Raw genomic sequence first — 13971 nt, 5'->3', positions numbered from 1 at the left:
CCATTAAGAGGAAACGCTCGTTCCCATGAGGAGAAACTGGCGTTTCTATGGGCAGAAACGCTCGTTTCCTACGGTAGGAAACTGCAATCGTTTTATTATCAGCGTGTTATCTTCTAAGGAATCCGCTCTTTTTGCGGAACAGACAGTATAGCTTCCAACGTAATGACTGCATCGGCTGTAGAACGTCGAATACGGGTAAGGTAAAGTAATACCTTCTTTTCTCTTCCAAATCTTTTGCTGTTTTATTGATGATGATGGCTTGCAGGACAAAACGGAGCAGGAAGGCAAGGAACGCAATGCCTGCCGCCAGCCAGTGGAAGTGCAGGATGCCGATGACGAGAACAGCTAACCATGCGCCATAGAAAGCCAGACGGGTCAATGTCTCAAAACCTGCCAACCAGCGCTGCGCTCCATGATACAGGCGGGCGGTGGAGGCGTAACCGATCTTTTCTTCTTTCCAATCCTTGGTACGCAGAACGGGTTGCATGTGTACGGTAGCATTTACATCGGTTTCCACACGTGTGTTGTCGGCAGTAGCTACCTGGTTGATGAAGAGATCGTCGTGTCCGCGTTGCAGGTTGAGGTGGGCGGAGAAGCCTTTGTGCTGGTAGAAGAGCTCTTTGCGGTAAGCCAGGTTGCGGCCGATGCCCATGTAAGGACTGCCGGACAAGGCGAAGCCGAGGTAGCGCATGGAGGTGAACAGGTTGTCGAAACAGGCACGCTTGTGCAGCCAGCCTTTGCCGCGCTCGTAGCCGCTGTAGCCCAGAACAACTTGGGTGCGCGATGTGAAATTGCGTGCCAGCAGGCGCAGCCATTGGTTGCTTTGCGGCAGGCAGTTGGCGTCGGTAAACACCAGCCAGTCGTGCTTACTGGCTTTGATGCCGAGGGTGACGGCAAGCTTTTTCCGACTGATGTAGCGGGAGGAGTCGGGCACGAAGCTGTGGTAGAGGTGCGGATATTTATCTTCGAGCAAGGTCAGGTAGTCTTCGCTCTCGTCGGTGTTGCCGTCGTTGATGACGATGACCTCGAAATTGGGGTAGTCTTGCTCTAATACAGCCGTCAGGTTGCGGCGCAAGTTCTCGGACTCTTCGCGGGCGCAGATGATGACGGAGATAGGGGGAAGTTCCTGGGTGAAGTGTGTGTCTCCCCGTTTCACAGCGCGGCTGCGGGCATGAATACGGTTGTAGAGACAGAGGTAGTAGAGGACTTGGATAAGGAAAAGAGTACCCGTAGCAACGAGTAGAATTTTTTCAGTTGAATCTATTGTTAATGCTTCCATGTGTCGTAGGACGTTTATGTGCTGCAAATTTACGAATTTCGCCACAGAGAACACAGGCTTTCATGGAGTTTTTTATAAAAGTTCCCTCGTTTGGGTTTACTTGTGAGAGAAATTGATAATGTACTTTCATAGTGAACGAAAAGCACATGGTATCAGTGTATTATAAGAGAAAAGTGTATAAATAGACGTTCGTTTTTTGAACGCCCGCAAAGGTAGTGTTTTTTTCTGGTTAGTCATACATATCAATGACTTTTTTTATCTATTTATTATTCTGATAGTCAGCATTCTTAGCTATATGCTATATCAATATATACGAAAACGGCTTATAAGCGTTCAAAAAACGAACGTTTAATGAACGCTTCCCTTTTCTTGTACTAACTATCTAATTTATAGCAATATGCAGCAGCAAAAGAGACAGAATTACACATCCCCTATCGTTGAGGTGATACCATTGGAAACCGAAGGTGTGATAGCCGGTAGCCTAGGTGGCGGACAATCGCCTGACATGCCTGTAACCCCTTTAAATTCTTCCCGGAGCAGGAGTGGTTACGGTACTGCCTCTACCAGCGATCTTGAAAATTTGATAAACGATATTCTAACCGTGGGACAATAACTACTACTACAAGTAACATTAATCATATGAAAATAAGCAAACTTATTATAAATACAATTTTAGGGATATTTGTCTGTGCAGTTGTCGGATGCAGCAGCGAACTGTCGCAGAATGCAGCGTCGTTCGTTCCAGAAGCGGATGCAGGCTTCATGGTGACGGCCACAGCAGGTATGCCGCAGGGAAATCCCAATACACGGCTAAGCTTTGATGATGCCAGCAACCCCGCTAAACTACTGGTAACCTGGAAAAATACGGGAGAGAGCTTCTCCGTACTGAAAGCCGCCGAGGGCGGCCCCGCCACCTTTGTCCAAACGGGGATAAATATGCAAGATCCCCACCAGGCTACTTTCGAGGGAATGATTTCCGATAAGGAGGGTGATTCCTATGCTTTTTATCCGGCATTGGACGAAAGCGTGCAAAGTGCTGCTGCCACCGACCTCACGCTTGATATGGAAGGACAGAGCGGCGACGTCTTGGATGAAAGCAAGGTTTATATGTACGGCAAAAACAATGGTGATGCAAGTCATTCATTGAACTTCAATTTTGCTCATTTGACTTCTATAGTGAAAGTAACCTTACAGCTTCCGGCAGAAGCAAAGGGAAACACAATAAATGGTGTCACTTTCTTTGCCGGTGGATTAAAAACGCAGGTTCATGCTGACATTACTCAAACTCCCCCTGCTTATAGTAACGAAATTACAGGCTCTCTTACGTTGAGCGGCTCTTTTACCTTATCTTCTGATGCCATTCCCCAAGCTACAGTTTATTTACACGTTCTGCCCAGTACATTGGTTGACTTTAGAGTGAGTGCTGTGGTTGGTGGAAATCTTTATACTGGTATTGTTTCTGCCAGCTGCATCATCAAGGAAGGGATGATGTACACGGCAACGGTTTCTATGTCGAAACCATCGTTTACGGTAAATACAACAGTTGCTTCCGGCACTTCTAATTATTACGATGGACTTGAAATGCAGGTTGGTTCTTGGGATAGCGAAACTTCTGCCTCACAAGTTACTTTGGGGAGTGCTACTATTATTGATGGAAAGGCTGTCATTACCGCTGATTTAAGTTCGTATATCGGTAAAGCTATTTGGGTGTGCATTCCCAAGGTTGCCAAATTCTTCCATGTGTTGACAGCGGGCGAGGTCTATAATACTTTGACCTTACCCGACAAGGACGGAGGGAGTACAATCTTGAAGGATGAAAATTATAAGGCTGGCAATGTTTATTATAAGAATGATTGGATTGTGGCTCTTTATATGGGTATTGATTATCCTGTTGGGACACCTGTTTATTGGGCTACGGGCAACCTGATAGCTACCAAAACGAATATGGAGAATGATGGAAGTACAAACGCAGTTTTCCATATTGCTACAGCAGAAGAGACAGCGGCAGAAAGTTGTGTTGATAGTCCGTATAACGTTCCTGAAGGTATAAATATAGAGACCGGTGGAAATGATGGATACATTACATGCGCTGTAGGCAGTCAATGGAATATGTTTGGCTTTGGTGATATTACGGGATTGAAGGTAAGTGCAGATAATGCTGATTATGGAAATGGTGCTAATTCTATTGTCGGAGATGCTATGTATGATGTTTGCCGCGCCCAGTTAAAAGGCAGTTGGCGTTTGCCTTATTATAATGAGTCCTATGATATGTCGAAAAAGCTTTATCGTTCGGAATGGAATGCTACTGGCAATAGGTTTTATGCTTATATCTACAGATCTGGCGAAATTATTAATACGATTACATTTCCTGCATCCGGTTATCGTGATGAAAGAGGAGAACATCATGTAAACAGTTATTATTGGAGTGGTACACCTGATGATACATCTACCAATGTAAACAGGGCATGTAGCATAGGATTAAACGAAAGTGCTGTCGGGTTTAGCCGGTGTGGTTTTCACAATGGCTGTGCGGTTCGTCCTATTTCAGAATAACGATATAGCAACATTTTCCAAAGAATGATTGTTAAGAAGAAAAGAAAACTTAACTTTGCATTCATCATAGAAAATGAAAGCATTATGGCAAAAGGAATACCCTACGGCATATCAGACTTCAGCAGACTGATAGACCAGCATTATTATTATGTGGACAAGACACACTTCATTCCACAGATAGAAGATATCGCGAATTATCTTTTTCTGATCCGTCCCCGTCGGTTCGGGAAGAGTGTATTCCTTACTATGATGCGTGCTTATTATGACATCTCGCAGAAAGACCGTTTTGAGGAACGGTTCGGTAACTTATGGATTGGCAAGCATCCCACGAAACTGCAAGGTATCTATCAGGTGCTTTACTTCGACTTTTCCAAGGCTAATTTGGGACGTGGAAGTCTGGAAGACAACTTCAATAACTATTGCTGCATTCAGTTGAACGATTTTTTCAGGAACTATGCCGATTATTATCAGGGTGAAGGATTGGATGAAATCATAGCTTCTACCGAGGCTGCCGAGAAACTACATTGGCTGGAAGCTACTGCCCGCCGCTTGGGGCATCTGCTCTATCTGATTATTGATGAGTATGATAACTTTACGAATGTCATTCTGAGCGAACAAGGCAAGAATCTTTTCCGTGAGCTGACCCATGCCAGTGGCTTCTATCGGGAATATTTCAAACAGTTCAAGGGTATGTTCGAGCGTATCTTTATGATGGGCGTCAGCCCGGTTACGTTGGATGACTTGTCCAGTGGATATAATATTGACTGGAATATCAGCGTAGATCCTCATTTCAACATGATGATGGGTTTTAGCGAAACGGATGTCCGGGAGATGTTCCGTTACTATCAGGAAGAAGGTATGTTGAAAGGGGATATAGATGCCATGATTGAGGAAATGAAGCCGTGGTATGACAATTATTGTTTTGCCGAAGATAGCTTGAAAACAGATCCAAAAATGTTCAATTGTGACATGACGCTGTATTATTTGCGCCATCGGGTGAGCTTCAATGCTTCTCCGAAGGAATTGGTAGATAAGAATATCCGTACGGATTACAGCAAGCTGAAGATGCTGGCCCGTCTTGACCATGAGAGTACGATGGGTGGAGACCGTATGAGTACCATTGGAGAGATTGCCGCCAAAGGAGAAATATTGGTAAACCTTCATACCTCTTTCCCGGCAGAAAAAATAGCCGAGCCGGATAACTTCCGTAGTCTTCTTTATTATTACGGACTGCTTACGATGTGTGGTACGCGCGGCGACCGTATCGTGATGTGTATTCCCAACAACTGTGTCCGTGAGCAGTATTTCGGGTTCTTGCGCGAATATTATCAACAACATCATGAAGTACACCTACCTCATCTGAAGGATTTGATTGACGATATGGCTTTTGACGGACAGTGGAAGCCTTTGTTTGAGTACATAGCCCAAGCTTATAAAGAAAACTCCGCTATCCGTGACTCCATAGCGGGCGAACATAATTTGCAGGGCTTCTTCAAAGCTTACCTGGCATTGGCTTCTTATTATCTGGTACAGCCCGAATTGGAAATGAATTACGGCTATTGCGATTTCTTCCTGCTGCCGGATAAATCGCGTTATCCGGATACGGCGTACAGCTATATCCTGGAGCTGAAGTATCTGCCACGTACTGCCACTGACAAGGAGCTGGAAGAACAAGCCGAAGAGGGCAGGAGGCAATTGAAACAATACAGTCGGGACAGAAAAGTTTTTGCTCTTTGTGATGGGACTGTACTGCGCTGCCTTCTGCTTCAATTCAAAGGTTGGGAACTGGTGAAGTGCGAAGAGGTAAAGTAATCACTTTTACTTTATTTCCGGCACCACCTCAAACTTCGTTCCCGGGAAGTGCTTGGCAAGATAATCCTGAATATACTGCATCGTATCTTCCTGAATGGTCTTATCCTCCACTGTGGGATAGAGATTATACAACACCGTATCAAGCTGGATGCCTCGTTGCCTGATGGCTTCAAAACTCAACAATGTATGATTGATGCTGCCCAGCTTGCCGGAGGTGACGAAGACGAGCGGGTATTGCTTCCGGGCAATGTAGTCAATCGTTAGGAAGTCTTCGGTCAAGGGGACCATAAGGCCGCCGGCACCTTCTACGAGTACGATGTCGTAGCGGCGGGCCAGTTCCTGGGTGGCACGTTCTATCTTGTCGAAGTCGATGGGGCGATGGTCAATGCGGGCGGCGAGATGCGGGGAGCAGGGGTAGGAGAATATCTCGGGCATGGTGAGTCCCTCCTGGTCTTCGGGCAGGTAGCCGGTGCCCATGAGGCGGCGGTGGAGGTCGATGTCTTCAGAGTGGCCTACGTTGCCGGTTTGGATAAACTTTTGAGTGATGACGCGCTGTCCGCTGCGGACGAGTTCGCGGGCCAGCCAGGCGGTGCAATAACTTTTTCCGGCGTCGGTGTCGATGCCGCTGATGAAATAAATCTTTGATTCCATAGTTCTTCTTATTAGTGATTAATGTTTTCGTTTAGCGATGACATAAATGGGATGGTAGGTGAGCGTGACGCTGCCTTCCGTGCTGTTGTGCCCCGCGTTGCCGAACTGCCGGACGTAGGCTTCGCTGAAGGTTTGCAGGCGTCCGCGGGTCCAGATTTTCTTCTCCGTGCCGGTCACTCCGGTTTGCTTCAGGTGCTTCAGCACTTCGTGCGGGGTGGAGAAGGGCAGGGGGACCATCTCTTCTTCGGCGAGGAGGATGTCGAAGTGGGGCGAGAGTAGGGCAAGCAGCTCTTCGAGTGGCAGATAGTCCAGTCCGTTTCCTGTCAGTTGGCGTATCTCGTACATGTTTCTGGGGCCGAAGGTGCTGAAAGCGAACAGTCCGTCCGGTGCCAGTGCATGGTGGCAGCGGAGGAAGAATGCGGCCGGATCGTTGAACCATTGTAGGGTGGAGCAGGAGGTGATCAGGTCGGTTGCTTCGGGGAAGTCGAGGGCTTCGGCGTCGCCGGGGCAGAAGCGGACGAGGGGACTGCGTTTGTGTTCGAGACCGAGATTAGGGTCAAAGCCGGAGTCGGAACTGAGACTGAGACCGGAGCCGGAGCTTTCGGGAGTGAGCAGTTCGTGGATGCACTCTTCCATTTCGGGACAGAGGTCGTTCAGCAAGAGCGTCTCCGGTTGCAGATTGTGCAGCAGCAGGCGCGAGTAGCTGCCCGTGCCGCAGCCGAATTCTACGATATGGCGGAAGCTCGGCACGGCGGCGGCAGCACCCAGCATGCCCATCATCTTCTCGGCTACTTGCTGCTGCACGCGGGCTTCGCGGGTATAGGTTCCTCTTGCTTTGGCAAAGCGCTCGGCTATCAACTGTTTGTCCATAAGTCTTGCAGGTAATATCGGAATAATTCTTCTTGGTAATGGGCGTCTTCGGTTTGTCGGACCGGAGTGTCCCGCTTTTGCCAGGCTTGCAGTTGGTTGGCGGGTGGGATAATGCGGTCGGCACTGCCCACGACGGCTTGCTGCCAATGAAACATCGGTGCTGGGCCCATTTGCTCTATTTCCGCCAGCTCTTCCTTCAGTTCCTCCAACGGTCGGCGGGGAGTGACTTGCAGAAAGGCTTTGAAAGCAGTTCCGTCCGCACACATCCGGCGGAGGAACTTATGCAGTGAAGCACCCGTCAGTCCGTCCAGTGTACCACGGAATATGGCAGGCGGGATGCCGAGGTGTTCGTCGCTGGGGTAGGGCGTGCCGTTGATGGCGATGCTGCTTGCCACCGGCAGTGCAAGTTGCGGCATCACCCGGGAGGCTGCCCATACGCCCATTGACCAGCCGATGACGTTGATCTCGCGGTACGCGTCCAGACCTGTGGCATCAAAGTCAAGCGTACGATAGTCGTAGCAAAGCATGAAATCACTTTCGGCAGGACGATAGTCCTTAAATGGTGTCTCGTCTGCTCCCCAGCCGGCGAAGAACAGCAGCAGGCGGGGATGATGCTGGTGTATGATATATATTTGTTTCATTTTTTATAACTTCGTTATCAGTTCCCTTATCTCTTTTTCCTCAACCTCTGCCGTCAGCGAAAACCGGATGCGCGATGTCCCTTCGGGCACCGTGGGCGGACGTACGGGCAGGGCATAGAATCCATTCCGTTGCAGTTCTTCCGCACGTAGCACAGCATCGGCACTGGGACCGATCACCATCGGCACGATGTGGCTCGTGCTGGGACACGTATATCCGCGGTCTTGCAATGCTTTACGCAGCATCCGGCTGATGTGTGTCAAGTGCTCGCGTCGGTGTTGCATACCCGGCAGTCGGCGTACAATGAACAGCGTCCAGGCCACGTTCACCGGTGGCAGTGCAGTGGTGAAGATCAGCGTCCGCATCCGGTTGACGAGGTACTCCCGTATCGCCTGCCGACATACGATGTATGCACCTGCCGATGCAGCCGCCTTACCGAAAGTACCTACCAGAAAATCAATATTCCGGATGCACCCTGCTTCTTCTGCACATCCCAAACCATGCACGCCCCGTACTCCGAAGGCATGCGCTTCGTCTACATAAAGCAGCACATTATCGTACTTTTGCTTCAGGCGTACCAGCTCCTTCAAGTCCGCTTCATCGCCATCCATGCTGAAGATGCTTTCGGTGACGATGATGATCTGTCGGTACTCCGTCTGGTGCTGTCCGAGCAGACGCTCCAATTGCGCCAGGTCATTGTGCCGGTAGCGGATGCATCGGGCAGCGGAGAGCCGGATGCCGTCGATGATGCTGGCATGTACCAACTTATCCGCCAATATCAGCGTCTGTGTATCGGCTACTGCCGGCAGAATGCCTGTGTTGGCATGATAGCCGCTATTGAACGTCAGCGCGGCTTCTGTGCCGAATAGCCCGGCAAGCTCGGCTTCCAGTTCTTCGTAGACGCTGAAGTTGCCCGTCAGCAGGCGGGAGGAAGAAGACGTAGGCATGAACGTTTCCGGTGTCAGGGTGTGGAGGAATTCCTCCCGTAAAGCCTTGTCGGCAGCCAGCCCCAGGTAGTCGTTGGACGACAGGTTCAGCATGCGCTGCCCATTCACTACAACCTCCCGTCCGTCGTGCATCATCTGCGGCAGGCGGCGGAGGTTACTGCGCTCTTTCAGTTCTTGCAGCTCGTGCTGCATCTGTTCTATTGCATTCATTCTATTTACCTAGCTCTAAGTGAACATTTCACCTAACTCTAAGTGAGCCCTTCACTTAACTCTGAGTGAATACCTCACTTAACTCTAAGTGAAGGACTCACTTGATGTATATATTATCATTTATTCATCACCTCATTTCTCCGATAATCTTTATCAACCCGCGGGTCAGCTTTGACAGTTGCTCCGGTTCGATGATGAACGGCGGCATCAGATAAACCAGCTTTCCGAACGGGCGCACCCAGATACCTTCTTCTACGAAGCGTTGCTGCATCCATGCCATGTCTACATCGTCTATCAACTCAATCACCCCGATGGCACCTAGCACGCGTACATCCCTCACCAATGGCAAGTCCCATGCCGGCTCCAGTTCTTTCTGCAGCTGCGCTTCGATGCGGCTCACCTTGCCTTGCCAGTCATATTCGGCAGACGTCAGCAGCTTCACCGATGCACACGCCACGGCGCATGCCAGTGGATTCCCCATAAACGTAGGCCCGTGCATAAAGGCTCCCGGTCGGTGGTTCGAGATCGTATCGGCCACTTCATTGGTCGTCAATACGGCCGATAGCGTCATATATCCGCCCGTCAGCGCCTTGCCTATGCACATGATGTCCGGCTCCACGCCCGCATGTTCCCAGGCAAACATCTTGCCTGTCCGTCCGAAGCCGGTGGCTATCTCGTCGAATATCAGCAGCAGGTTGTACTCCCTGCATATCCGTGCCGCCTCGCGCAGAAACTGCGGATGATAGAACCACATGCCGCCTGCACCCTGTACGATCGGTTCCAGTATCAGTGCCGCCAGCTCTTCGTGATGCTGTTCTACGATGTCCAGCAAGTCCATGGCATCCTCGGCATCCCACTCGCTGTCGAACCGCGAGCGCGGTCTCGTCGAGAAGTACCGTACGGGCAGTGCCGACCCGAACAGCGAGTGCATTCCTGTCACCGGGTCGCATACCGACATTGCATTCCACGTATCTCCGTGATATCCGCTGCGTATGGTCACAAAATTCTGCTTCTTGCCCAAATGCTCCTGCGACGGTGCTGCGAGGCTCCTGGCCTGCCAGTATTGCACCGCCATCTTCAAGGCTACCTCTACCGCCACCGAACCGGAGTCGGCATAGAATATCTTCTGCATGGACGGCGGTACCAGTGGCAGCAACAATTCCCCCAGCTCTATCGCCGGGTCGTGCGTCAGTCCTCCGAACATTACATGCGACATCTTGCCCAGTTGTTCTTCTGCCGCCTTGTTCAGCACCGGATTATTGTAACCATGCACGGCGCACCACCACGAGGACATGCCCTCCACCAGCGTCTGTCCGCCTTCCAATGTAATCGTTGCACCCTCTGCCCGCTTTACCTTATATACAGGCAACGGGTTCGTGGTCGATGTATAAGGATGCCAAAGGTGCTCCCTGTCGAACTGCGAGTCGCTGAAGTGATATCCCGACTCCTCTATCAGCGCCTTGTCTTCCGATACCTTCGAGCCGAGCGTCGTCAACAGATCTCCTACGATGGCGGAGTTGATGCCGATGTGCAGTGCCTTCTTCACCGCCTCCTTGCTCAGCTGCGAACGTCCTCCGGCGAAGCGCAGGAAGGCCGTCGGGTTGATGAAACGGAACAGGGCGATGGTCGTCAGAATCTCTTCTTCCGTCAGTGGTACCTGCTGTTCCAGCGGTGTGCCGGGGATGGGGCTTAGCAGGTTGATGGGGATGGACTGTACATCCAGCTCTCTCAGCGTGAAGGCAAACTCGATGCGTTGTTCCATCGTTTCACCCATGCCGATGATGCCGCCGCTGCAGATGTCCATACCTGCGTTGCGTGCCGCCCGCAGTGTATGCAGCTTTTCTTCTTGTGTATGGGTGCTGCACAGGTTCGGGAAGTAGGAGGGGGCCGTTTCCAGATTGCAGTGATAGCGTGTGATGCCGGCTTCGTGCAGTGCTTGCAACTCTTCTTCCTTCAGCAGTCCCAGCGATGCACACAACTGTATGGACGAGTGCCGGCGCATGTGGCGGGCAGCCTCGCACAACTTCTCCATGTGCCGGGGCGAAGGTTTCCGGCCGCTGGTCACCAGCGAGAAGCGGGCCACGCCCTGTTCTTCATTGTGTTTGGCATGGCGCAGGCATTCTTCTTTATCCACCAGGTCGTACACATCCGCCTGCGTCTTGTAGTGCGACGACTGCGCACACCACTTGCAGTTCTCCGGGCATCGTCCCGACTTGGCATTGATAATGGAGCACATGTCGAACTCTTTCGAGGCCAATGCCTGGGTTATCTCATGCGCGGCCTCGTACAGTGCCTCCTTATCAGGTTGTACAGCCAGCCATCCGGCTTCTTCGTTGCTGATGCTATAGCCTTGCAGCACGCGTTCTTTTAATTCCTTCGTTGTCATAGTTTTCCGTAATTATAAAAAAGAGGGCACGGATTGCCGGAATGTTGCGGTCCAGTCCATGCACCGCTTGAATTCCGATAATCCGTGCCCGTATTATTTCTTTGTCTCAGCAGACTATGCTCTTCCTGTCTGCCCGCATTTACACACGAACAAACCGCTTGTATCGGGAGAAGAACTTGCAGGTTCATTCCCGTCTTTTCACAGATAAGAGCCGTTTCACTGCCCAGCGGGATGCCTATATCCGTCTCTCTGCCTTCTGTTTTTCCTTTCCAGGCGCTTTCTGAATTGCAACCGGCATGTCCGGCAGTTCCCGTAGTTTTCTGCTTTGACAGCGAACTGTCTGCAACACTCTTGCGCAGGCTGCCGATGGTGACACAACGACCTATGCTGGCAAATGCAGCGTAGGCTTTGCGGCTCCAACGTCTGAAACGGATGGTATGTCTGGCGGGTGTTGTATTCTTCATGCTCGTCTGTTCAAGTACAGTTTTTTTGTTTAGCGGCTACAAATGTAGAAAAAATATTCTCAATAAGTATGCCGATTGCTACTTCTTTTCTTTCCGGGAAGCTGCGGGGGAGTACAAAAAAAGAAGACTGCACAGAAACAACCTGCACAGCCTCCTTGAGTCAATCTATCTGGTTTTGTGGTTCTTCTTATCTTGAGGGTACATAATTTAAATACCATTCGTTGTGGCTTGTTCCTCCCGATTCTACCCATTTTGTGAAATCCGGGTATTCTACATCAATGCGTACGGTTTCTGTTACTGGAGTAAAGTGGGTGATCGCTTCTGCGGATGTTGCTTCCGGTATCATGATGGCAAACGGATATTTGCCGTCCTTATTTATATAGTAGGCATCATCTTCCGCTCCTATTTGCTCGTCATTAGCTTTGCTGGTAGCTTTATGCTTGGGAAGATGTACTTCTGTCCGGTTGTTGTCTCCCTCTACATACTCAGCAATGATGAACGGGTTCAAGCTTTCGATGCTTGTAATTAGATCCTTCTTCAGTAGACTCTTCTCTGCAAATTCACGGGTAACGACAAACGGTTTCTCTCTGACCGTTTTTGCATCAGCAAAGAGGATAACCGAACTTGTCTCTGTTTCGTCTATGGCTCCGTTAGGCAGAGTTATAGTGCCTCGTTGGGCAGCGTTATATTGCACGGCAAAAGCATCTACGTATGTGGCAGCACCTGCTGCTTGCACCGGCAAGTATGTATCCACTACTTTAGTAACATAATTATCTGACGTGAACATTATTTCACGCTTATGTTCAATGATAACATCGTTCAAGTCGTAGTCGCCACCGGCCGGCCATATATCCTCGTATGCATAGGTACGGTAAGATGTTTCATCTGCCGGAGTCGGAGGAGTCGGAGGGAGTGGAGGACGTTCATTATCTTCAATTGCTTTGCTCGGGTTGGCATCAATACAGAACAATACGTCTTCATAGCTGGTGTCAACTCCATCTTCTACACCATAAACCACCGTACCTTCGTCGGTCGAGAGGGAGATAAAGCGGGCTTGTTGACCTTTATAATCTATATTCCATTCTTTATTCGAATATATAAAGGTATCACTGTAACGTATGCTACTATTAGAGGTATTAAAGCCATTAGGAATAATAAAGTATCCGATGGTATATCCGGCAGGGAATTTGGTGGAAACTTTATTTCCGTCTTTGAATAATAATTGTATTTTGGTATTTGTAGCCATTGGGGCCTGGTTTCTATTTTCGCCTTCGTAAGGGTAATTATCAGGGACAGATACATTGGGAATGATAATGAACTTTTCAATATTGTTAGGATTGTTGGGTACTTCATTCGTCTTGTAATAGTAATAACCTATGGTGGACTGGTAGTATCCGCTTTCTGTGAGGAAAGTCAGGAACAGTTCAGCGTCAGTTACAGTTACAGTTTGTCCTTCATCATTTGTATAACTCTTAACGATGGTTGTATTTACATGCTTGGTGTCTTTTACCAAACTTCTGTTATCCAATTCATCGCCCGGCTTAGAGATAGCTCCCTTCCATAATGAATTCTGTACTTTCTGTATGAATTGACCGTTCAGATCTCCTTCAGATATAAGTTCGTTGACATCTTTGATCTTGCCATAATTTTCCCATTCAACAATAGAATATACTTTCTTATTCGAATAGACAGATTTTACAGTAGGATTGGCAACTGCACGTGTCACTGCCGTTGCACGAGTATTTCCTCCGGTTGTGTTTACTTTCACTTGCCCATTTTCTACATTTGCTTCTATGCACATAGGAGCTCCCCAAGTGGGAGAGTAGATATATACCTTGCTTGTAGCTTTAGGAAGTTCTACTTTACCATTAAAACATCCGTTTTGGTCGGCAAAGATTTTATATCTGGCTTCGCCGTTAACAGTATAAGTTCCGTTCTCGTCATAAGAAATGGGGTTTTCTGTAAACACTTCTAACAGAGCACCTCCCGCAATTTTTCCATAGTTTACGTCGAAGGCTACATCGTCTGTTGTAGCAAAATCGAAGTATTCACGGATCAACGTAAAACCCTGAGGGATTAATGTCTAAATTCTTATCTTTGCCTCCACATTATGTAATATATGTAATAATGGAAACAAACGGTTATCGCCTTCTTCTTCCC

General features: G+C 49.1%; 10 protein-coding genes. 2 read left to right on the top strand and 8 right to left on the bottom strand.

Features of this window, described 5'->3' with window-relative positions; translation table 11 throughout:
* Positions 1-106 precede the first annotated feature (106 nt).
* Entirely contained in the window at positions 107-1279 is a 1173-nt protein-coding gene (locus AAE250_RS22395) for a glycosyltransferase (RefSeq protein WP_294601784.1), read from the bottom strand.
* A 639-nt stretch (positions 1280-1918) separates the two neighbouring features.
* Between AAE250_RS22395 and AAE250_RS22390 the strand changes: the two genes are divergently transcribed.
* Positions 1919-3832 carry a hypothetical protein gene (locus AAE250_RS22390; RefSeq protein WP_294601786.1) on the top strand — a complete coding sequence of 638 codons (1914 nt, stop codon included), beginning with the start codon at positions 1919-1921 and terminating at the stop codon, positions 3830-3832.
* An 84-nt stretch (positions 3833-3916) separates the two neighbouring features.
* Positions 3917-5644 (top strand): ATP-binding protein, encoded by a 1728-nt coding sequence (locus AAE250_RS22385; RefSeq protein WP_294601788.1) that lies wholly within the window; start codon positions 3917-3919, stop codon positions 5642-5644.
* 6 nt (positions 5645-5650) lie between these two features.
* Here the strand turns inward: AAE250_RS22385 and bioD are convergent, their stop codons facing one another.
* The 7 genes from bioD to AAE250_RS22350 all read right to left on the bottom strand — a co-directional run bounded on the left by bioD (position 5651) and on the right by AAE250_RS22350 (position 13870).
* Positions 5651-6295 (bottom strand): dethiobiotin synthase, encoded by a 645-nt coding sequence (bioD, locus tag AAE250_RS22380; RefSeq protein WP_294601790.1) that lies wholly within the window; start codon positions 6293-6295, stop codon positions 5651-5653.
* Positions 6296-6313: 18 nt separating this feature from the next.
* Positions 6314-7165 (bottom strand): malonyl-ACP O-methyltransferase BioC, encoded by an 852-nt coding sequence (gene bioC, locus AAE250_RS22375; RefSeq protein ID WP_294601792.1) that lies wholly within the window; start codon positions 7163-7165, stop codon positions 6314-6316.
* Entirely contained in the window at positions 7150-7806 is a 657-nt protein-coding gene (locus AAE250_RS22370; RefSeq protein ID WP_294601794.1) for an alpha/beta fold hydrolase, read from the bottom strand. The genes bioC and AAE250_RS22370 overlap by 16 nt, the downstream gene beginning before the upstream one ends.
* A 3-nt stretch (positions 7807-7809) precedes the next feature.
* Positions 7810-8961: an 8-amino-7-oxononanoate synthase gene (locus tag AAE250_RS22365; RefSeq protein WP_294601796.1), complete on the bottom strand. Its 1152-nt coding sequence runs from the start codon at positions 8959-8961 to the stop codon at positions 7810-7812.
* A gap of 127 nt (positions 8962-9088) precedes the next feature.
* Positions 9089-11347, bottom strand: a complete 2259-nt coding sequence (gene bioA / locus AAE250_RS22360) for an adenosylmethionine--8-amino-7-oxononanoate transaminase (protein ID WP_294601797.1) — start codon at positions 11345-11347, stop codon at positions 9089-9091.
* The gene (locus AAE250_RS22355) at positions 11344-11811 is read right to left on the bottom strand and encodes a hypothetical protein (protein ID WP_294601799.1); all 468 of its coding nucleotides are present in this window, start codon (positions 11809-11811) and stop codon (positions 11344-11346) included. The genes bioA and AAE250_RS22355 overlap by 4 nt, the downstream gene beginning before the upstream one ends.
* Before the next feature lie 187 nt (positions 11812-11998).
* On the bottom strand, positions 11999-13870 hold the full coding sequence (locus tag AAE250_RS22350) for an LruC domain-containing protein (protein ID WP_294601801.1): 1872 nt from the start codon (positions 13868-13870) through the stop codon (positions 11999-12001).
* Positions 13871-13971 lie beyond the last annotated feature (101 nt).

The sequence above is a fragment of the Bacteroides sp. GD17 genome, from assembly GCF_038448625.1.
Classification (GTDB): Bacteria; Bacteroidota; Bacteroidia; order Bacteroidales; family Bacteroidaceae; genus Bacteroides.
The sequence above is the reverse complement of the archived record's forward strand: the minus strand, read 5'-3'. Positions and strand labels throughout refer to the sequence as shown.